The organism is Streptomyces sp. NPDC025638, from assembly GCF_055558775.1.
The window spans coordinates 14,336-34,148 of the sequence record NZ_JBVHLX010000027.1; the positions used below are offsets into that span (position 1 = coordinate 14,336).

15 protein-coding genes are annotated in these 19,813 nt (G+C 69.1%); 6 read left to right on the forward strand and 9 right to left on the reverse strand.

The features are described 5' to 3' along the window. Positions 1-68 precede the first annotated feature (68 nt). Both ACZ4EG_RS42100 and rfbA read right to left on the reverse strand, forming a co-directional pair. Positions 69-713, reverse strand: coding sequence for a dTDP-4-dehydrorhamnose 3,5-epimerase family protein (locus ACZ4EG_RS42100; protein WP_467794395.1), 645 nt, complete (start codon positions 711-713; stop codon positions 69-71). Between the two features lie 30 nt (positions 714-743). Then, the gene (rfbA, locus tag ACZ4EG_RS42105) at positions 744-1,673 is read right to left on the reverse strand and encodes a glucose-1-phosphate thymidylyltransferase RfbA (RefSeq protein WP_467794396.1); all 930 of its coding nucleotides are present in this window, start codon (positions 1,671-1,673) and stop codon (positions 744-746) included. Positions 1,674-1,810: 137 nt separating this feature from the next. Between rfbA and ACZ4EG_RS42110 the strand changes: the two genes are divergently transcribed. After that, positions 1,811-3,091, forward strand: a complete 1,281-nt coding sequence (locus ACZ4EG_RS42110; protein WP_467794397.1) for a hypothetical protein — start codon at positions 1,811-1,813, stop codon at positions 3,089-3,091. A gap of 174 nt (positions 3,092-3,265) precedes the next feature. On the opposite strand, the gene ACZ4EG_RS42115 is transcribed toward ACZ4EG_RS42110, so the two are convergent. Beyond that, positions 3,266-4,312, reverse strand: a complete 1,047-nt coding sequence (locus tag ACZ4EG_RS42115) for a glycosyltransferase family 2 protein (RefSeq protein WP_467794398.1) — start codon at positions 4,310-4,312, stop codon at positions 3,266-3,268. 127 nt (positions 4,313-4,439) lie between these two features. On the opposite strand from ACZ4EG_RS42115, the gene ACZ4EG_RS42120 reads away from it, so the two are divergent. Then, complete coding sequence (locus ACZ4EG_RS42120; protein WP_467794399.1) at positions 4,440-4,868, forward strand: GtrA family protein; 429 nt, start codon at positions 4,440-4,442, stop codon at positions 4,866-4,868. 212 nt (positions 4,869-5,080) lie between these two features. Here the strand turns inward: ACZ4EG_RS42120 and ACZ4EG_RS42125 are convergent, their stop codons facing one another. Then, a complete protein-coding gene (locus ACZ4EG_RS42125) occupies positions 5,081-6,904 on the reverse strand; it encodes a phosphoenolpyruvate carboxykinase (GTP) (RefSeq protein WP_467794400.1) in 1,824 nt (607 codons plus the stop codon). A 353-nt stretch (positions 6,905-7,257) separates the two neighbouring features. Between ACZ4EG_RS42125 and trhA the strand changes: the two genes are divergently transcribed. The 4 genes from trhA (at position 7,258) to ACZ4EG_RS42145 (ending at position 11,059) form a co-directional block, all read left to right on the forward strand. Next, positions 7,258-7,971, forward strand: a complete 714-nt coding sequence (gene trhA, locus ACZ4EG_RS42130) for a PAQR family membrane homeostasis protein TrhA (protein ID WP_467794401.1) — start codon at positions 7,258-7,260, stop codon at positions 7,969-7,971. 110 nt (positions 7,972-8,081) lie between these two features. Beyond that, positions 8,082-9,659: an MFS transporter gene (locus ACZ4EG_RS42135; RefSeq protein ID WP_467794402.1), complete on the forward strand. Its 1,578-nt coding sequence runs from the start codon at positions 8,082-8,084 to the stop codon at positions 9,657-9,659. Positions 9,660-9,664: 5 nt separating this feature from the next. After that, positions 9,665-10,294, forward strand: a complete 630-nt coding sequence (locus ACZ4EG_RS42140; RefSeq protein ID WP_453559162.1) for a TetR/AcrR family transcriptional regulator — start codon at positions 9,665-9,667, stop codon at positions 10,292-10,294. Positions 10,295-10,327: 33 nt separating this feature from the next. Then, a complete protein-coding gene (locus ACZ4EG_RS42145; RefSeq protein ID WP_467794403.1) occupies positions 10,328-11,059 on the forward strand; it encodes a Mut7-C RNAse domain-containing protein in 732 nt (243 codons plus the stop codon). On the opposite strand, the gene ACZ4EG_RS42150 is transcribed toward ACZ4EG_RS42145, so the two are convergent. The 5 genes from ACZ4EG_RS42150 to ACZ4EG_RS42170 all read right to left on the reverse strand — a co-directional run bounded on the left by ACZ4EG_RS42150 (position 11,056) and on the right by ACZ4EG_RS42170 (position 19,787). Then, a complete protein-coding gene (locus tag ACZ4EG_RS42150) occupies positions 11,056-13,458 on the reverse strand; it encodes a galactose oxidase-like domain-containing protein (RefSeq protein WP_467794404.1) in 2,403 nt (800 codons plus the stop codon). The two genes, ACZ4EG_RS42145 and ACZ4EG_RS42150, sit on opposite strands and share 4 nt — an antisense overlap. Continuing rightward, positions 13,455-14,651 (reverse strand): glycosyltransferase, encoded by a 1,197-nt coding sequence (locus tag ACZ4EG_RS42155; protein WP_453559153.1) that lies wholly within the window; start codon positions 14,649-14,651, stop codon positions 13,455-13,457. The genes ACZ4EG_RS42150 and ACZ4EG_RS42155 overlap by 4 nt, the downstream gene beginning before the upstream one ends. Continuing rightward, positions 14,648-16,300, reverse strand: a complete 1,653-nt coding sequence (locus ACZ4EG_RS42160) for an ArnT family glycosyltransferase (RefSeq protein WP_467794405.1) — start codon at positions 16,298-16,300, stop codon at positions 14,648-14,650. The genes ACZ4EG_RS42155 and ACZ4EG_RS42160 overlap by 4 nt, the downstream gene beginning before the upstream one ends. After that, entirely contained in the window at positions 16,297-17,565 is a 1,269-nt protein-coding gene (locus tag ACZ4EG_RS42165; RefSeq protein WP_467794406.1) for a glycosyltransferase, read from the reverse strand. Before ACZ4EG_RS42165 ends, ACZ4EG_RS42160 begins: the two co-directional genes overlap by 4 nt. A 191-nt stretch (positions 17,566-17,756) precedes the next feature. Then, positions 17,757-19,787 carry a thioredoxin domain-containing protein gene (locus ACZ4EG_RS42170; RefSeq protein ID WP_467794407.1) on the reverse strand — a complete coding sequence of 677 codons (2,031 nt, stop codon included), beginning with the start codon at positions 19,785-19,787 and terminating at the stop codon, positions 17,757-17,759. Positions 19,788-19,813 lie beyond the last annotated feature (26 nt).

The following is a 19,813-nucleotide window of genomic DNA, read 5'->3' on the forward strand; positions in this document are numbered from 1 at the left end:
CGGACAAATCCATTCTTAAACTCGCGGCAATTGAATGGTCACGGGTCACGCCACGAGTTGCGTGAGGATCACCCGTGCGGCCTCAATGAACCTACTTTCTCCATACCTTCCTCGCAGATTCCTTCGACGAGCCCTCTGCGATACGCGACGCAGTCCTCGAAGGAAGGCAGCAGACCTTGCCGCCCGGCTTCCTCCAGCGTGGGCGCGGCGGCATCCTTGTCGGAAAGGTGCGGGGCGAGTTCCTCGGGCCAGGCGATGGCCAAATCGGGGTCGAGCGGGTTGATCCCGTATTCACGGTGCGGCGCGTATGCCGCTGAACAGAGGTAGACGACGGTGGAATTGTCCTCCAGCGCCATGAAGCCATGGCCCAGGCCTTCCGAGATATAGACACAGCGGTGCGTCGTGTCGTCGAGCCCGACCGCTTCCCATTTCCCGAAGGTCGGCGAACCGATACGGATGTCGACCACCACGTCGAGGACGGCGCCGCTGACGCAGGTGACGTACTTGGCCTGGCCCGGTGGGACCGATGCGTAGTGGATGCCGCGGAGAGTGCCGAGAACGGAGCGCGAGCAGTTGGCCTGCTCAAGTCGGAGTCCCTGGCCGGTGGAATCACGAAACTGTTCCCCCTTGAACCACTCATGGAATCTGCCCCTGGTGTCCATGAACACCTTGGGCGTGTCCACCCAGGCCCCTTCGATGCCAAGTGGCTCCATGTGAATGCTCCTTTCCGCCGCGCATTCGGTTCAGGGACGGCCCATCGGTTCCTCGTGGCGCGCCGCGCCGCCTCTCTGCGGCACGAGGACAGGCCGGCAGTCCTCCAGCAGCCCGAGCAGGTAGTGGCCGTATCCGCTCTTGAGCAGGGGCCGGGCCAGTTCCCTGAGCCGGTCGTCATCGATCAGGCCGGCGCGCCACACCGCTTCCTCCACGCACCCGACCTTGAAGCCCTGGCGTTCCTCGATCACCCGGACGAACTCCGACGCCTGCATCAGGGAGGTGAAGGTCCCGGTGTCCAGCCATGCGGTGCCGCGGTCCAGCCGGGTGACCTGCAGCGTCCCGGCGTCCAGATAGACCCGGTTGAGGTCGGAGATCTCCAACTCGCCCCGGGCGCTGGGGCGCAGACCGCGGGCGACCTCCACGACGTGACGGTCGTAGAAGTAGAGGCCGGGCACGGCGTAGCGGGACTTCGGCCGGGCCGGTTTCTCCTCGATGGACAGCGCCCGGCCCGACTCGTCGAACTCCACGACCCCGTAGGCCGAGGGATTGGCGACCGGGTAGGCGAACACCCTCCCGCCCTTGAGGTCGTCATGGCGGGCCAGCCGGGTGCCGAGGCCGCTCCCGTAGAAGATGTTGTCGCCCAGGATCAGGGCCACCGACTCGTCGCCGATGAAGTCGGCCCCCAGGAGGAAGGCCTGGGCGATTCCCTCCGGGCGTTCCTGCGCCATGTATGCGAGCCGCAGGCCGAGTTGGCGGCCGTCGCCGAGCAAGCGACGGAACTGGTGCTGGTCTTCGGGGGTGGTGATGACAAGGATTTCGCGCACACCGGCCATCACCAGTGTGGAAAGCGGGTAATAGACCATCGGTTTGTCGAAAACCGGCAGCAGTTGCTTCGACACCGAGCGGGTCAGTGGCCACAGTCGCGAACCGGTGCCCCCGGCCAGAAGAATTCCGCGCATGGCAGCACCATAGGCGAATTGCCCTTGAATCCCGGTTTGTTACACGTCACCACGGAATGTTTCGGACATACTGATCGCCGTCGCGCCCGGATGCCGTCCGGGCGGCGCGATCGAGCGCGACCTGAACGGAGTCCGGAATGCCCGACACAGCCGCCGAGGCCCCCCGCCGGCGGACCGCCGATTCGAGGGTGTTGGCACTGGCCGCGTACATCACGGTGACGGTGGCCATCCTGGTCCGAATGTTTCTGCTGCCCGGCGAGTCATGGGACTTCGAGAACTTTCTCCAGCCCTGGTACTGGCACATCGTGAGCCACGGCGGGTTCCACGCGCTCGCCGATCCCAGTTTCTCGGACTACAACGTCCCCTACCTCTATCTGATGGCCGCATTGACCTATCTGCCGCTGTCGTCGCTGGTGGCCATCAAATGGGTCTCGGTGCTCTTCGACCTGGCTCTGGCGTACTACACCTTCCGGACCGTTTCCCTGTTCCGGCCCACGCGCCGGTGGACGGCCCTCGGTGCGGGCGCGGTCGTGCTCTTCCTGCCCACCGTCGTCACCAACAGCGCCTGGTGGGGGCAGTGCGACGCCGCCTACACGGCCTTCCTCGTCGGTGGGATCTCCTATGTGCTGCGCCGCCGGCCGTGGTGGGCGTGCACGTTCTTCGGGATCGCGCTGGCGTTCAAGTTCCAGGCCGTCTTCCTCTTCCCCTTCCTGCTCGTGCTGGTGACGGCGGGACGGGTGTCATGGCGGAGCCTGCTCGCCGTTCCCGCGACGTATCTCGCACTCGACGTTCCGGCCCTCCTGATCGGCGCCGATCCGGGACAGCTGCTGTCGGTCTACGCCCGGCAGACGGACACGTACCACTTCCTCACCATCAACGCACCGTCCGTCTACCAGTTCGTGTCGGTGCCCGGTTCCACCGATCCCGTGCGCAGCGCGGGCGTGCTGGTCGCGGGGGTGCTGGTGACGCTGCTGATGGGGCTGGCGGTCCGCTCCCTGCGGCGCGGCCGAGGCGGCGTGCCGGGCTCCGGCCTTCGCGTGCCGGAACTCACGGACACCCAGGTCGTGTTGCTGGCCACCTGCTCCGCCGTCGTGGTCCCGTTTCTGCTGCCTTCCATGCACGAGCGGTACTTCTACGCCGCGGACGTGCTCACCGTGATGGCCGCGTTCCGCCGGCCCCGGCAGCTCTGGTACGTGCCGGTACTGGTGCAACTCGCCTCGTTCGGCAGCTACCTGAAGACCATCGCCCCGGAGCTGTCCCCGTATCTGTCGATGCCCGCGCACGGCGCGCTGATGCTGCTGGCGTCGGTGTTCGTGCTCCGTACGACGGTCCAGGAGCTCCGCCGCGAGCCCGAAGCACCGGCCCTGCCCAGCCAGCCGACCGCCGACGGCACCGCGGCCGAGGTGGCCCGGACCTAGGGGGTGTCGTTTGGATCATCCCGGCGTCGCCCGGCCCGCACCGTTCGTCACGGCCGATCTGATCCAAACGACACCCCCTGGCGGGCGCCCTGAAGGGGCGCGGGGAACTGTGCGACCAGCCGGGACGGTGCCGCGGACAGCTGACGGCATATCGCGGCCCTTCCAGCGGAGCGCTCAGCCGCCGAGGTAGTCCTGTCGGGTCCCGTGGCCGCGTCGCGGGCCCGGCCAGGAGATGCCCTGCACCGGGGTGCGCGCCGCGCCGGTGTCGTCGGCGACGAAGTAGGTCGGGCGTTGCTGGACGGCGGAGTAGACACGGCCGATGTACTCGCCGAGCACGCCCAGGCAGATGAGCTGGACGGCGCCGATGAAGAGCACGGCGATGATCAGGGAGGCCCAGCCGGGGGTGGTGTTGCCCGCCGTGTACACGGCCAGCGTGTACACGAGCGTGCCGAGGCAGACGAAGAAGGCGAGGGTGCCGAGCCAGGTGGCCAGGCGCAGCGGGGCGACGGAGAAGCTGATGATGCTGTCGACCGCCAGCAGGACCATCTTGCGCAGGGGGTACTTGGTGTGGCCGGCGACGCGTTCGTCGCGGTGGTAGGTGACCTCTCCGCTGGGGAAGCCGAACCAGGGCACCAGGAGCCGGTACACCTGCGGCTGGTCGGGCAGGGCCTTCAGGGCGTCGAGGAGATTGCGCGACAGCAGACGGAAGTCGCCGGCCTGGGCGGGGACGTGGTTGCCGACCATGCGGCGCATGAGCCAGTAGTAGGCGCCGGCCGTGTGGCGCTTGAAACCGGTGTCGGTGGAGCGGTTGGCGCGTACTCCGTAGACGATGTCCAGGTGCCGGGAGCGGGCCAGGTCGAGCATCTCGGGGATCTTCTCCGGGGGGTCCTGGAGATCGGCGTCGAGGCTCGCGGCGTAGCGGCCGCGGGCATGGTGCAGGCCGGCGGTCAGCGCTGCCTGGTGTCCGCTGTTGCGGCGCAGCCGTACCATCCGCAGCTGCGGCCAGCCGGCCCGCAGCTCCAGCAGCAGTTCGACCGTCCGGTCCGTGGAGCCGTCGTCCACCGCGACGACCTCGTACAGCTCGCCCGTGGCGTCCAGCACCGGCCGCAACCGCCCCACGAGTGCCGGCAACGCCTCTTCCTCGTTGAACATCGGAATCACGACCGACAGTTCGACGGCCGACTCAAGGCCGTCGGCGGAGTCGTGGAGCACATCAATCATTCGGAGATGCCAGCCCATTCTCGAGCGGGTCGACGCAATAATGCGCCCGATTTGCTCGCATACGGTACTGTCTGGGGTTGTTTCAGTGCGTCAGACACACGTTCTCGAACCCCGGGTGCCGTAATCGATGCCGAACTCCACCGAGACCGCCGCCGACGCGGCCGAGACCGGGGTCGCCCGGCAGCTGCCCGTGTTCGCGATCATCGGTGTGCTGTCCACCGCCGCGTATCTGGGCCTGTACACGGCGCTGCGGCCGGTGCTCGACGCCCAGTCGGCCAATCTGGTCGCGCTGCTGGTCACGGCCGTGGCGAACACCGCTGCCAACCGCCGGTTCACCTTCCGGGTGCGCGGTGCGGACGGGGCCGCCCGGCATCAACTCCAGGGACTGGTGGCCTTCTTCGCCGGGCTCGCGCTGAGCAGCGGGGCCCTCGCCGTGGTGCACCGCACCCTGCCGGACGAGACGCAGGTGGAGGTCGGCGCGCTGATCGTGGCCAATGCCGCCGCGACGGCGCTTCGCTTCGTGCTGCTACGGCTGTGGGTCTTCAAAGGACCCTGACGCCAAAGGACCCTGACGCCAAAGGACCCTGACGCCAAGGGACCCTGACTCCAGAGGACCCCACTGCCCGAAAACGGGTCCGGGGCCCGCTCCGTACGCCGTTGTACGGTGCGGGCCCCGGGCCCTTCTTCATGGTGCTGTCACCGCGGCCGGCCGTGACGATCGCTGGTCAGGGCATCCGAGGACCGGCCGCGGAGTCTTCCGGGCTGGGCTCAGCCCAGGCGCTCGACCAACGCCCGGTACTGGTCCCACAGTTCCTTCGGGGCGTGGTCGCCGAAGGTGTTGAGGTGCTCGGGGACCAGCGCCGCCTCCTCGCGCCAGACCTCCTTGTCCACCGTGAGGAGGAAGTCCAGGTCGGAGTCGGCCAGTTCGAGCCCGTTGGTGTCGAGGGCCGTCTTGGTCGGCAGGATGCCGATGGGGGTCTCGACACCCTCGGCCTTGCCCTCGAGGCGCTCCACGATCCACTTCAGGACGCGGCTGTTCTCACCGAAGCCCGGCCAGACGAACTTGCCCGCGTCGTTCTTGCGGAACCAGTTGACGTAGTAGATCTTCGGCAGCTTGGACTGGTCCTTGTCCTTGGCCACGTCGATCCAGTGGGCCATGTAGTCGCCCATGTTGTAGCCGCAGAAGGGCAGCATCGCGAAGGGGTCGCGGCGCAGCTCGCCGACCTTGCCCTCGGCGGCGGCGGTCTTCTCGGAGGCGACGTTGGCGCCCAGGAACACACCGTGGTTCCAGTCGAAGGACTCCGTCACCAGCGGCACCGCGCTGGCCCGGCGGCCGCCGAACAGGATCGCCGAGATCGGCACGCCCTTCGGGTCCTCCCACTCCGGCGCGATGATCGGGCACTGCGCGGCCGGGACAGTGAAGCGGGAGTTGGGGTGGGCGGCCGGCTCGGCGGACTCGGGCGTCCAGTCGCGGCCCTTCCAGTCGGTGAGGTGGGCCGGGGTCTCCTCGGTGAGGCCCTCCCACCACACGTCACCGTCGTCGGTGAGGGCGACGTTGGTGAAGATCGAGTTGCCCCACAGGGTCTTGATCGCGTTGGCGTTGGTGTGCTCGCCGGTGCCCGGCGCGACGCCGAAGAAGCCCGCCTCCGGGTTGATGGCGTACAGGCGTCCGTCCTCGCCGAAGCGCATCCACGCGATGTCGTCGCCGATCGTCTCCACGGTCCAGCCGGAGATGGTCGGGTCGAGCATGGAGAGGTTCGTCTTGCCGCAGGCGCTCGGGAAGGCGGCGGCGACGTACTTCGACTCCCCGGTGGGCGGGGTGAGCTTGAGGATCAGCATGTGCTCGGCCAGCCAGCCCTCGTCACGCGCCATGACGGAGGCGATGCGCAGCGCGTAGCACTTCTTGCCGAGCAGCGCGTTGCCGCCGTAGCCGGAGCCGTAGGACCAGATCTCGCGGCTCTCGGGGAAGTGCGAGATGTACTTGGTCTGGTTGCACGGCCAGGGCACGTCGGCCTGGCCCTCCTCCAGCGGGGCGCCGACGGAGTGCACGGCCTTGACGAAGAAGCCGTCGGTGCCGAGCTCGTCGAGGACGGCCTGGCCCATGCGCGTCATCGTGCGCATGGAGACCGCGACGTAGGCGGAGTCGGTGATCTCGACGCCGATCGCGGAGAGCTTCGAGCCCAGCGGACCCATGCAGAACGGGACGACATACATGGTGCGGCCCCGCATCGAGCCGCGGAAGACGCCCTTCTCGCCGGAGAAGACCTCGCGCATCTCGGCGGGGGCCATCCAGTGGTTCGTGGGCCCGGCGTCCTCCTCCTTCTCGGAGCAGATGAAGGTCCGGTCCTCGACGCGGGCGACATCGGTCGGGTCGGAGGCCGCGTAGTAGGAGTGGGGGCGCTTGACCGGGTCCAGCTTCTTGAAGGTGCCCTTGGTGACGAGCTCGTCGCAGAGTCGCTCGTACTCGGCCTCGGATCCGTCACACCAGACCACGTTGTCCGGCTGGGTCAGTTCGGCGATCTCGTTGACCCACGAGATCAGTTCCTGGTGGTTGGTGGGGATGACGGGGGGAGCCGCGATGTCGCGCGCCACGATTGCTCCTAAATGAGGGATTTTGTCCTTGTCTGCCCCGTGGGGGCCGCGGCCCGGACGCTTCGTAGCCGCTCATCCGGTGCCGACCGCACTCATTTGATCATCCGATGGTAGTGCGCATATGTCCAGAGCGCATCACAGGTGAGCGAAGTGAGGAAGGCCACGCTTACCGTGTTTCTTTGCGTGCACGTTGGGTTCGCCTGAAGGTCTTTTTGCGTTACCCAGGGTTTGCACGTCGCGGCCGGACGCAACGGCGGCGCGAGCGCACGCCCCCGTGAGACGATGGCCACTATCGACCCGCCATCGAGCCGGAGTGGCCCGTAACTTACGGTTCCGTAGGTACGATTCCCGTCATGACTGCGTCCGCCCCCGACGCGCCCACGGACCCGCCCGCCGCCGGCCGCGGTCCCGTCGCGCTCTCCCTGCCGCACCCGGTCAAGCCCAAGCTCCGGGGCTGGCTCCATCTCGGCATGTTCCCGGCCGTACTCGTCGCGGGGCTGGTGCTCACCGCCCTTGCCGACTCCCCCCGCGGGCGCGTGGCCTGCGGCATCTATGCCCTGACGGCATGTCTGCTGTTCGGCGTGAGCGCGCTGTACCACCGGGGCAACTGGAGCCCGCGGATGGACGGCATCCTGCGCAGGCTGGATCACGCCAATATCTTCCTGATCATCGCGGGCACCTACACCCCGCTGACCATGCTGCTGCTGCCGGGCGCCAAGGGGCAGTGGCTGCTGTGGGGCATCTGGGCGGCCGCGGCCGCCGGGATCGTCTTCCGTGTCTTCTGGGTCGGCGCCCCGCGCTGGCTCTACACCCCCTGCTATCTCGCGATGGGCTGGGCGGCGGTCTTCTTCCTGCCGGACTTCATGCGCAGCGGCGGCATCGCCGTCCTGGTCCTGGTGATCGTGGGCGGCCTGCTGTACAGCGCGGGCGGCGTCATCTACGGGATCAAGCGCCCCAACCCGTCGCCGCGTTGGTTCGGCTTCCACGAGGTGTTCCACTCCTTCACCCTGGCCGCCTTCGTCGTCCACTACGTCGGCATCTCCCTGGTGGCGTACCAGCACGCGTAGACCCCTCACTCCTTCTCATGGCCACGGCTCGCGAGCCGTGGCCATTTTTGTATTACCTGACATCTTCTCTCCATTGACAGTCCCACGATTTTGAGAGCTACTCTCATTTCATGGCTACTGTCACCCCTACGGAGGAAGCGCGGCGCGACCCCCGCCGCTGGTGGGCCCTCGGGGCCCTGGTCGCGAGCATGCTGGTGCTCGGCTTCGACATGACGATCCTCAATGTCGCGCTGCCGACCATGGCGGAGCAGCTCGGTGCGAGCACCGGTGAACAGCAGTGGATGGCGGACTCGTACGTCGTCGTCTTCGCGGCGCTGATGCTCCCGGCGGGGCTGCTCGGCGACCGGTTCGGGCGGCGGCGGATGCTGATCGCCGGGCTCCTGGTCTTCCTGGCAGGGTCGCTCGTCGGCACCCTGGCCGGCGATGTGAACTGGGTCGTCACCGCCCGCGCGGTGATGGGGGTCGGCGGGGCGCTGGTCATGCCGCTCGCCCTGTCCGTGCTGCCCTCGCTCTTCGGGCCGGACGAGCGCACCAAGGCCGTCGGGATCATCTCGGCCGCCTCGGCGCTCGGCCTGCCGCTCGGCCCGATCATCGGCGGCTTCCTGCTGAACCACTTCTGGTGGGGCTCGGTGTTCCTGGTCAACGTCCCGATGGTCGCCATCGGCGTCGCGGCCTGTGTCCTCCTGCTGCCAGAGACCCGCGACCCCGCCTCGCCCAAGGTCGACGCGGTCTCCACCACGCTCACCGCGTCCGGGCTCGCCGCCCTGATCTACGCGATCATCGAGGCGCCCGACCGCGGCTGGGGCGACACTCTGGTCCTCTGTCTGTTCGCGGCGGCCGCCGTGCTGCTCACCGGGCTCGTCCTGCGCGAGCGCCGGGCCGTACGGCCCATGCTCGACATGTCCTTGCTCGCCCAGCGCGGCTTTCTGCTCAACACCGTCGCCGCGACCCTGGTGATGTTCGTGCTCTCCGGCCTGATGTTCGTCCTGCCGCCGTACCTCCAGGCCGTCCTCGGCCATGACGCCCTGGGCACCGGGGTGCGTCTGCTGCCGATGATGGGCGGTCTGATGGTCGCCGCGAAGACCGCGCAGCCCGTCGTCGAGCGGTTCGGCGCGCGCGCCGTCGTGAGCGCGGGCCTCGTCGTCCTCGCCTTCGCCGCGCTCCTCGGCAGCCGTACGACGGTCGACTCCGGCTATGGCTTCACCGCGCTGTGGCTCTCCGTCGCGGGTGTCGGCTTCGGCTTCTCGGTCGTCCCGGCGATGGACGGCGCCCTGGCCGCGCTGCCCGCCGACCGCGCCGGCAGCGGCTCCGGGCTGCTGATGACGCTGCGCCAGGTCGGCTCCGCGGTCGGCATCGCCCTGCTCGGCAGCCTGCTCGCGGGCTCCTTCCGCGACCGGCTCGACGTCACCGGGCTGCCCGCGCGGGCCGCCGACACCGCCGGGGACTCCGTGGTCGCCGCGCACTTGATCGCCGAAAAGGCCGGCCCCGAAGGCGCGGCCCACCTCGCCGCCTCCGCCGACGCCGCGTATGTGCACGGCATGACCCTGGTCCTGCTGGTGTGCGGTATCGCCTCGCTTGTCTCCGCGCTGCTGGCGGCCGCGTTCCTGCCGAGCGCGCCGGGCGGTCGCGCCACACCGCGGGAGGAGGCCCGGGCCATGGCCACCTCCGTCACGGATGCCGGAGAATGACCACCATGACGGCCGCACGTACCTCTTCTCCCACCGACCGCTCCCGACTGGGACTTCGCGAGCGGAAGAAGATCAAGACCCGCGAGGCGATCCGCACCGCGACGTACGAACTGATCGAGGAGCAGGGGTACGACGCCACCACGATCGACCAGATCGCCGAGCGCGCCGAAGTGTCGCCGTCGACCGTCTTCCGGTACTTCCCGACCAAGGAGGACATCGTCCTCACGGACGAGTACGACCCGATCATCCTGGAGGAACTGAGGGCGCGGCCCGCGGAGGAGCCCTGGACGGAGTCCGTCCGGTACGTGATGCGACGGGCCGTCCGGCTCGGTGTCGAGGAGGACGCCCGGGTGACCCGGCTGCGGACCCGGCTGATGGTCGAGGTCCCCGCAGTGCGCTCGCGGATGATGGAGAGCATGTCGGTCACCGGCCGGATGCTCTGCCGGGCCATCGGCGAGCGCACCGGCCGGGACCCGGAGAGCCTGGAGGTGCGGGTCTACGCGATGTCCCTGGTCGGGGGCCTGATGGAGACCTCCCTGTACTGGGCGGCGAACGATCACCGGGACGATTTCGCGGCCCTCGTCGACCGCACCCTGGACGTCCTGGAGCACGGCCTGCCCAGGGAAAACCCCTGAGCCCACGCCGCTCACCCGTGACATCCTGACGAGGTGAACGGACCCGAGATCCACGTCGAAGTAGCCCCCGAGCTCCGGCTGTTCGTCCCGCACGCCCGCCGCCACGGCACCACCCCGCTCGCCACCGACGGCGTCTCGACCCTGGGCCATGTCATCGAGTCCCTCGGGGTCCCGCTCACCGAGGTCGGCGCGCTGGTCGTGGACGGCCGGTCGGTACCGGTGTCGCACATTCCGACGGCGGGCGAGTCCGTGAGCGTACGGGCGGTCGAGCGGCCCCAGCGGGTCCCCGGCGCTCCCCTGCGCTTCCTCCTCGACGTCCACCTCGGCACCCTCGCCCGCCGGCTGCGCCTGCTCGGCGTGGACACGGCCTACGAGTCCACGGACATCGGCGACCCGGCGCTGGCCACCCGCTCCGCCGCCGAGAAGCGGGTCATGCTCAGCCGCGACCGCGGGCTGCTGCGCCGCCGCGAACTGTGGGCGGGCGCCTATGTCTACAGCACCCGCCCCGAGGACCAACTCCGCGACGTCCTCGACCGGTTCGCGCCCCAACTGCGCCCCTGGACACGCTGCACGGCGTGCAACGGCCTGCTGAAGGAGGCCACCAAGGACGAGGTGGCGCACCAGCTGAAGGGCGGGACGCAGCGGTCGTACGACGTCTTCGCCCAGTGCCTGGAGTGCGGGCGCGCGTACTGGAAGGGCGCGCACCACGACCAGCTGGAGGCCATCGTGGAGCGCGCCCTGACGGAGTTCAGCGGGCGGGGCTAACGCTTTCTCACATCAGCCTTTCCGCAGGCGATGCCGTCCTTGTTGCGGTCGAGACCCAGCGGATCGTCCCTGCCGTTGATCTTCAGCCGGCCGTAGTGGTTCTGCTTGAGCCAGGTGCAGCGCGCGGCCGTCGTCTTCTTCACTTCCGACGGGAAGACGGTCGGCACACAGACGTTGACCGATCCGTAGTGCCGGTCGCAGCCGGAGATCGTGGTGCTGACCTTCTGCGACGACCGCTTCTTGCCGGGTCCTGAGACCTTGCCTGCCAGGGAGTCGGCGAAGGAGTGGACGTGCGCCGAGGGGGCGGTGGCGGCAAGCGCGGCCGGGCCCTGCAGATGCACCCACTTCGCCACCGACGGCACGCCATTGGCGTCCACCGCGAACAGCATGTACCAGCCGGGCGGGGCCAGGTTGGGGTTGCTGGTCACGTTCAGGTCGACGTTGTTGCCGTCCGCCGCGAGGGGCAGGTCGACGAACCGCTGGTTGGGGTCGGAGGAGTGGGTCACCGCGGCCGGGCGGATCAGCTCCGCCTTGGCGATGGGCCGGTCGACCGTGATCCGCTGGGTGTCGCCGTACTTCCACTCCTGGTTGATCACCGAGGTGATCGTCGGACGGGTGCCCTTGTAGAGGTAGGGCGGGGTGTAGATCGACACGTTGTGGTTCCAGCTGCCGTTGCCCGGGTTGTCACCGGTGGCCATCACCCGGCCGTCGGGCAGCAGGAACGCCGACGAGTGGTAGCCGCGGGCCTCGGGGTCGGCGGCCACCGGGTCGAAGGTGCCCGCGTCCGGGTCGTAGACCGACGACTCGTACACCGGGTCGGCCCGGTTGTGCAGGGCGCCGCCCGTCTCCAGGACCTTGCCGTCGGGCAGCAGCACGGCGGAGACGTACATCTTGCCCTGGTCGCCGGTCTCGGGGACCTTGCCGGCCCCGAGGTCGACCGTGCCCTGCGGGAGCGGCGGCCCGGCCACGTACGAGGGGCTGGCCTGCTTGAGGTCGATGACGTCGGTGAGCCGGTTGCCGTCCGGGTTGGTGTCGATGTTGCCGCCGCCGATGGTCAGCACCCGCTGGTCCTGCGCCGGGGGCAGCAGCACGCTCGCCGACTGGTCGCGCTCGTCCTTCCTCTGCAGGCCCGGGATCTGCGTGACCGTGTTGGCGTTGTAGTCGTAGATCGCCGACCCGGTGCCCGGGATGTTGTTGCCGAAGACATGGCTGCCCGAGTAGAAGAGGCGGCCGTCCTGCATCAGGATCATCGACGGGTACAGGCCCCAGAACGACCAGGTCTGGTTGACCTTCCACAGCGGCTGCCACGCCTGGTCCTTGTCCGACCAGTACTCGGCGGTCACCGAACCGGACGAGTCCTCGCGCAGCCCGCCGAAGGAGATGACGTCACCGTTGCCGAGCTCGGTCGCCGAGGGGTACCAGTGGCCGTCGTTGAGGTCGTTGGTCTTGCTGTAGGTCTCGGTCGTCGGGTCGAAGATGTACGAGTCCTTGAAGCCCTCGTAGCCGTGCCCGCCCGCGACCGGATACGCCTTGTTGCCGCTCATGACGAGCACGCGCCCGTCCTGCAACTGGATGTGCCCCGCGCAGAACATGTCCTTCGGCGTGGGGATGACCTTGTAGGTGCCGTTCGCCGGGTCGTACACCGCGCTGGTGAACGTGCCCGCGTTGAAGTTCTCCTCGCTGTTGCCCGAGCCGGCGATCAGCAGCACCTTGCCGTTGTTGAGGACGACGGAGTGCATCGAGCGGACCGGGTTCTGCGTCGGCAGCACCGACCAGCTTCCGTTGGCGCACTGGTCGCCCGTGCCGGTGCACTGCGGCGGCGGGAGCGTGTCGGGGACCTGCTCCATGGTGTAGTCGTCGGTGGTCACCGAGCCGGTGCCGTAGACCGACACGCCCCACGTGATGCGGTCGGTGCCGGCCGGGACCTCGGGGGTGCGGACGGTGGCCTGGGTGTAGCCCGACGCCATGTCGAGGGTCTTGAGGTCGGTCCAGTACTGCCAGCCCGCCGTCGCGTCGTGCCGGAAGAGCGTGACGGCGGTGTCGGGCGTCGTCGACTTGTACCAGAGGGACAGGTCGTACTGCTTGCCGGCCGTCACCACCGGCGCGCACTCGGTCGACTCGGTGATCAGCGCCTTGCGGTCGCCGTCCACCCGCCGGGTGAGCGTGACTTTCATGGCCTTGGAACCGGAGTGGGCGTCGGCGACGGTGGCGAAGCTGAAGTCGTTGTTTCCCCAGCCGGACTTCTCCCAGCAGTACGGCATGTCGTCCGTGCCGGCGGTCTCGAAGCCCGGGTTCTTGACGAGGTTGGCGGCCTCGGCGGACTGCGGTGAGGTGAGGAGGAGACCGGCGGTCAGGGCCCCGACCCCGACCAGTGCCGTCCTTCTTCGGTGCAGGTTCACACGGCTCTCCTTGCTGTGGCACGACTCCCGCCGCGGCGGCGCGGGAGGTAGACCAGCGCTTCGGTACCGACGAAGCGCAGGACGAAGGTCGTCACCAGCGCGAGCGCGGTGGCGGGCAGCGCGCCCATCCCGAACCGGTCGACGAGCAGCGCGATCAGCGGGATGCGCAGCACCAGGTCGGCGTTGGCGAGCAGCGCGAACCGGCCGACGCGGTCCCACCAGCGGCGGTGCGCACGCCGGTCACGGAACAGCAGGTGCTCGATGAGCAGGAAGTTCCAGGCGACGCCGAGCTGGTTGGCGAGGATCTCGGCGGGGACGTAGTGCATGCCCAGCACGGTCAGCGCCCACAGGCCGACCAGGTTGGGCACGAAGCCGGTGGCGCCGATCAGACCGAAGCCGACCATGCGGGCGACCGGTGAGGCGGTGCGCAGGCCGACCAGATGGCGCAGGAAGCGGAAGCCCTCCTGAGCGGTCGACTTGGACTCGCCGGCGAACCGGTCCTGGAAGACGAACGGCACCTCGGCGACCGCGCGCGGCCGGCTGCGCACGGCGAGCTCCAGCAGGATCTTGTAGCCGAGGGGCCTGAGCACCTCCGCCGTGACCGCGCTGCGCCGGATGGCGAAGAAGCCGCTCATCGGGTCGCTGATGCCGTGCAGCCTGCGCGGGAAGAGGGACTTGGTCAGCCAGGTCGCCCCGCGCGAGACGGCCACCCGGTAGCTGCCGGCGAGCCCGGCCCGGCTGCCGCCCTTGATGTACCGGGAGGCGACGACGAGCCCGGCGTTGGTCCGCTCGCCGGTGGCGACCAGCTCCGGTACCAGGGACGGCGGATGCTGGCAGTCGCCGTCCATCACGACGATCCACTCCGAGGTGGCCGCCTTGAGGCCTTCGACCACCGCCCCGCCGAGTCCGCCCACCGCCTCCTCGCGGTGCAGCACGGTCACCGGGAACGGGCAGTCCTGCGCGGCCTGCCGGATGACCTCGGGCGTGTCGTCGGTGGAGTCGTCCACGAAGACGACCTCGCAGGGCAGCCGGGCGGGCACCGACTCGGTGATCCGGTGCAGCAGCTGCCGGATGTTCGCGGACTCGTTGAAGGTCGGTACGACGATGGTGACGGCACCGGGCTCGGGCACCTCCGCGGCCCGTACCGCCGGATCGCCCAGCTCACCGGGGACGGTGTACTCGTGACTGCTCATCGCTCGCCTCCCGCGGCTGCCGTCTGGATCTTCCGGATCTCGATGCGGTCGGGTCCGGTGCCGAAGGTGGCGACCGGGGTGGAGTGCCGGATGGCGGCCTTGACGTTGGGCAGGTCGCGGGCGTCGCGCCGGACCGTCGGCGAGGCGACCACGTAGTCGATGTCCTTCCAGCCGTGCGGCATGGTCTTCGTGACGGCCGGGTCGAGGTCGGCCTTGTAGAACCAGATGGCGCCGAGCCCCGGCTGGTAGCCGTGATGGACCAGGTCCAGCCACAGCGCGTCGTCGACGAGGACCCGGGTGTGCCTCGGGTCGTCCACCTCGCTGCCGAGCCACTTGGAGGCCTGCCGGTAGGGGGCGTTGGCGTCGGCGGTGACGGCGGTGCGGTCGCCGTCGTACCAGTGCGGTACGACATAGGCGCCGGCGGCGACGGCGAGGACGGCGGCGAGCGCGTACCGGCCGGAGGTGACATACCGGTTCTCGTTCTCGGACCGCCGTCTGCGCAGCACGGCGTGGGCGACGGAGGCGGTGCCCCCGGCGAGGACCAGCGCGAGGAAGGGCAGGGCGCCGATGACGTACATGGCGGGCAGATAGCCGTTGGGGCGCATCGCCACCAGGGCCAGGATCGCCACGGTCAGCGCCGGTCCGGCGAGGGCGCGGGCGGTGACCGACCAGCGCCAGGTGACAAGGAGCAGCAGCGCCCCGGCCAGGCCGCCGAGGGGCAGCACACGGTCGTAGTACAGCCAGGAGTGCAGCACTCCGTACGAGCCGGACGACGTGTCGAGGATGAAGCCCGAACCCGGCCTGGACATCTGGTACTTGATGCCGTCCCAGAGGGACACGTGCCCGCTGCCGGGCAGCAGCTCGCCCTTCAGGAGGGCGAACAGGGGGTACGAGAAGCCGGCCAGGACACAGGCGGTGACCGCTCCGGTGAGGGCGAACTTACGGGTGTCGCGGTGGCTGTGGCGCCACATGGTGAGCAGCAGGGCGGGCAGGACGACGAGCATCGTCTCCTTGGTGAGCACGCCCGCTGCGGCCGCGAGTCCCGCGCCGAAGTGGTGCCAGAGGTGCCGGCTGGGCGAGGCGGCCAGACAGAACGCCAGCAGCAGCCACATCACGGCGATGTTGTCGAGGAAGATCTCTCGCTGGAGCACGACGGCCAGCGGTGAGAGCCCGAAGAGCACCATGCCGAGCCCGGCGGCCCAGCGGGGCAGGGACAGCCGCCGCCCGAGGACGTAGACGAGGACCGCGCTGACGGCGCTGATCACCAGCATCGCGATGCGCATGCTGCCGACGGTCATCGAGCCCGGGCTGAGCGCGGACGGGATCCAGGTGAGCAGCGCTATCTGGATCCAGCCCAGCGGCGGATGGTCGTACCAGTAGGTGTAGTGGGCCAGGCCCTTGCCCTGCTGCACGGCCCAGGCCTGGGCGAGATAGGTGCCCTCGTCGTCGCTGAGGGTCGGGTAGTCGGCGATGTTCCAGCCCTGGACGACGAGGATCGCCACGAGGAGCACACCGCACAGGAGCAGGTCGGAACGGGAGGAGCGGAGCCGGGCCGGCGGCGATGTTCGACCGGTCGAACGCTCCTTGGGTACAGGTCGGCGCTGCGCGGGGACCTTCGGAGCGGTCACCGCGGGAAGGGTGGAGGTCACGCAGGAACGTCCTCTCGGATCGTCTCGGCCGCGGTGAGGTGCGCGCCGACGTGGCTGGTCAGCTCCCAGTCGTTGCGGCCGCGCTGCTCACGCCAGACGGCGCGGATCGCGGCCCCTGCGAGGAGGACCTGGTAGAAGGGGCCGCCCACGATCAGCTTCACGTAGTGGACGAGGCGGACACGCAGTCCGTACTGCTTGCCGAAGTCGTGCAGCCCGACCACCTCGAAGACGAAGGTGACGGCGGCGGTGACCAGTGGCAGGAAGGTCAGGAAGGCGATACCGACGGGGACGTCGAGGAAGAGCGCCACGGCGGCGTTGAGCGGGATGACGACTCCGGAGAACGCCTGCAGGAACGGCGTCATCAGCGTGTACCGGGCGAGCAACCGCTGTCCGAATCCCGGGAGTTGCCGCCAGTCCTTCTTCCGGTAGACCTGCAGGAAGCCCTGGTTCCAGCGGGTGCGCTGCTTGAGCAGCGACATCAGCGAGCCGGGGGTCTCCTCGCGGGTGACCATGTCGGAGTCGTAGGCGACGACGACCTTCTTGCCGACGCTGGACAGGCGGACGCCCAGGTCGCAGTCCTCGGCCAGGCAGTTGGGGTCCCAGCCGTCGGCCTCCCTGAGTACGTCGGTGCGGACGAAGACGGTGTTGCCGCCGAGCGGGATGAACCCCTTCTGCGCGTGCAGATGCAGCCGGGAGCGGAACCAGAAGAAATACTCCAGGCAGTTGCGCAGGCTGTACCAGCTGGAGTGGAAGTTGATGAGCTGGACACCGCCCTGGACGACATCGGCTCCCGTCGTCCGGAAGGCGTGGTCGACGTGGGCGAGGAGCTCCGGGTGGACCTGGTCCTCGGCGTCGAAGACCCCGACGACGTCGCCACGGCAGTGCGGCAGCGCCGTGTTCATGGCCTTGGGCTTGTTCTTCTTCTCGTGCGTGTCGACGACGACACGGACGCGCGGGTCGCGCTCGGCGGCCGCGTCGGCCACCGCCGTGGTCTCGGGGTCGTCGTGCCCCACGATCACGATGATCTCGAAGTCGGTGTGTGTGGATTCCAGCAGCCGCTGGATGGTGTGGTCGAGCACGGCCTGTTCGTGCCGCGCCGGCAGCAACAGCGAGAACGACACGTGTTCGTTCCCGTCCGGTCTGCTGAACCGGGTGGAGGCGAGCACTTCGGGCGTACGCCACGCGTGCATCTGCCACCACAAGGTGAAGGCCGCCATCCAGAACAGCGCAAGCGAGACGGCAGCAATGAAGACAGACGTGAGCAAAAGATCCCCCCAGATCCCATAACCCCCCGGCGCGACGTGGCACCCCCGCCCGTCGCGTCACGATGGAGAGATTATGAGTGATCTGTGAAGCGCGTGGACCTTTTCAATGAAGAGCGTGTTTCCTCACCATGCACGTCCTCGGTGAGGAATTCGAACGCTAGTTACGTTTACGACGGTTGGGCTCATGCCGTTCAGCTGTTCAGCGCCGTGCGCAGCCGCTCCGGATCGGTCGTCGGGGCGTCGCAGGCGAAGTTACGGCAGACATACGCGGCCGGCGCGCCGCCGATCAGCGGACGGTCGGCGAGGAGCGGGAACTCGTCGCTCTCCGGTGCGCCGAACGCGACCACCGCGCCGGGCGCGGTACCCAGAAGTGCAGTACGGTGCAGGGCTCTTGCCGCCTCGTCGTCGAGCGCCGGTCCCACGACCGCGATCTCCCGCGGGCCGTCGAGCAGTGCCTCGGCGACGGCGAGCCCCCAGCCGATGAACCGCGGCACGCGCGGCCCGAGCGCCCTCACCGCACCCAACGCCCTTTCCGCCGCGGTGCGATGGGGCTCGGAACCCGTCTGGGCGGCATAGCTCAGCAGGGCGCCCGCGGCGGCGGTCCAGCCGGAGGGGGTGGCGTTGTCGGTGGGGTCCTGCGGCCGGCGGATGAGCCGCTCGGCGTCGGCGGCGGTGTCGTACAGGGCGCCGCTGTCCGGGTCGGTGAAGCGGGTGAGTACCTGGTCGAGGAGCAGTCCGGCGAACTCCAGCCACACCCCTTCCCCGGTCACCGACGCCAGCGCGAGGAAGCCCTCGGCGACGTCGGCGTAGTCCTCCAGCACACCGGAGTTGGCACCGGCCCGGCCGTCCTTGCTGGTGCGGGCCAGCCGGGCGTGGTCGTCCAGATGCAGCCGTACGAGGAGATCGGCGGCGCCGACCGCGGCCTCGACCAGGTCGGGGCGGTCGAAGTAGGCACCGGTCTCGGCGAGCGCGGCGACGGCCAGTCCGTTCCAGGCGGCCACGATCTTGTCGTCACGGCCGGGGGCGGGGCGCTCGGCGCGTGCCGCGAGCAACCGCTCCCTGACGGAAGCGATCTTCGCTGCGTCGAACACGCCCTCGTCCTGCGGGAGTTGGAGCACGGACCGCCCCTCCTCGAAGGTGCCCTCCTCCGTCACCCCGAAGTGGTGGGCGGCGAGTTCGGCGTCGTCCCCGAGGGCCTCGCGGAGCTGGTCGGGCGTCCAGGCGTAGTACGCGCCCTCGACGTGCCTGCCCGTGCCGTCGTCGCTGTCGGCATCCAGCGCCGAGGCGAACCCGCCCTCGCTCGTGCGCAGTTCGCGGACCATGAAGTCGGCGGTCTCCAGGGCGACACGGCGGGCGAGATCGGATCCGGTGGACCGCCACAGATGGGCGTACACGCGGCACAGGAGCGCGTTGTCGTAGAGCATCTTCTCGAAGTGGGGCACTACCCAGTCGCGATCGACGGAGTACCTTGCGAACCCGCCACCGAGCTGGTCGTAGATGCCACCGCGCGCCATCCGCTCACAGGTGTCCTGCGCCATCTGCAACGCGCCCTCGGAGCCGGTCCGCGCATGGTGGCGCAGCAGGAACTCGACGATCATGGACGGCGGGAACTTCGGCGCGCCGCCGAATCCGCCGCGCTGCGGGTCGTACTCACGGGTGAGCCCGAGGAGCGCCTGAGCGAGCTCCTCCTCGCCGGGGACCTGCGCGCTCTGGTAGTCGATCTCGCGTCCGGCCAGGTCCCGCACGATCTTCCCGGCGACCTCGGTGACCTCGTCACGCCGCTCGCCCCAGGCCTGCCGGACCCCTTCCAGCACCTGCCGGAAGGAGGGCATGCCGTGGCGGGGAGCGGGCGGGAAATACGTGCCGAAGTAAAAGGGTTCGGCGTCCGGCGTGAGGAACACGGTCATGGGCCAGCCACCCTGCCCGGTGGCGGCCTGGACGGCCTCCATGTAGACGGCGTCGACGTCGGGACGCTCCTCGCGGTCGACCTTGACGCTGACGAAGTGCTCGTTCATGAAGGCGGCGGTGACATCGTCCTCGAAGCTTTCACTGGCGAGGACATGGCACCAGTGACAACTCGAATAGCCGACGCTGAGCAGCACTGGTACCTCGCGCCGCCGTGCCTCCTCGAATGCCTCTTCCGACCAAGGCCACCAGTCGACCGGATTGTCAGCGTGCTGGAGCAGGTAGGGGGACGTTTCATGAGCCAATCGGTTCGGCATAACCCCCATCCTGCCCCACAAGGTCC

What these genes read in the sequence shown, in the direction of transcription:
- trhA (WP_467794401.1), top strand. Translation starts at nt 7,258, where the DNA reads ATGACTGCGTCCGCCCCCGACGCGCCCACGGACCCGCCCGCCGCCGGC.
- ACZ4EG_RS42115 (WP_467794398.1), bottom strand. Translation starts at nt 4,312, where the DNA reads ATGATTGATGTGCTCCACGACTCCGCCGACGGCCTTGAGTCGGCCGTC.
- ACZ4EG_RS42170 (WP_467794407.1), bottom strand. Translation starts at nt 19,787, where the DNA reads ATGCCGAACCGATTGGCTCATGAAACGTCCCCCTACCTGCTCCAGCAC.
- ACZ4EG_RS42140 (WP_453559162.1), top strand. Translation starts at nt 9,665, where the DNA reads ATGACGGCCGCACGTACCTCTTCTCCCACCGACCGCTCCCGACTGGGA.
- ACZ4EG_RS42120 (WP_467794399.1), top strand. Translation starts at nt 4,440, where the DNA reads ATGCCGAACTCCACCGAGACCGCCGCCGACGCGGCCGAGACCGGGGTC.
- ACZ4EG_RS42155 (WP_453559153.1), bottom strand. Translation starts at nt 14,651, where the DNA reads ATGAGCAGTCACGAGTACACCGTCCCCGGTGAGCTGGGCGATCCGGCG.
- ACZ4EG_RS42100 (WP_467794395.1), bottom strand. Translation starts at nt 713, where the DNA reads ATGGAGCCACTTGGCATCGAAGGGGCCTGGGTGGACACGCCCAAGGTG.
- ACZ4EG_RS42110 (WP_467794397.1), top strand. Translation starts at nt 1,811, where the DNA reads ATGCCCGACACAGCCGCCGAGGCCCCCCGCCGGCGGACCGCCGATTCG.
- rfbA (WP_467794396.1), bottom strand. Translation starts at nt 1,673, where the DNA reads ATGCGCGGAATTCTTCTGGCCGGGGGCACCGGTTCGCGACTGTGGCCA.
- ACZ4EG_RS42135 (WP_467794402.1), top strand. Translation starts at nt 8,082, where the DNA reads ATGGCTACTGTCACCCCTACGGAGGAAGCGCGGCGCGACCCCCGCCGC.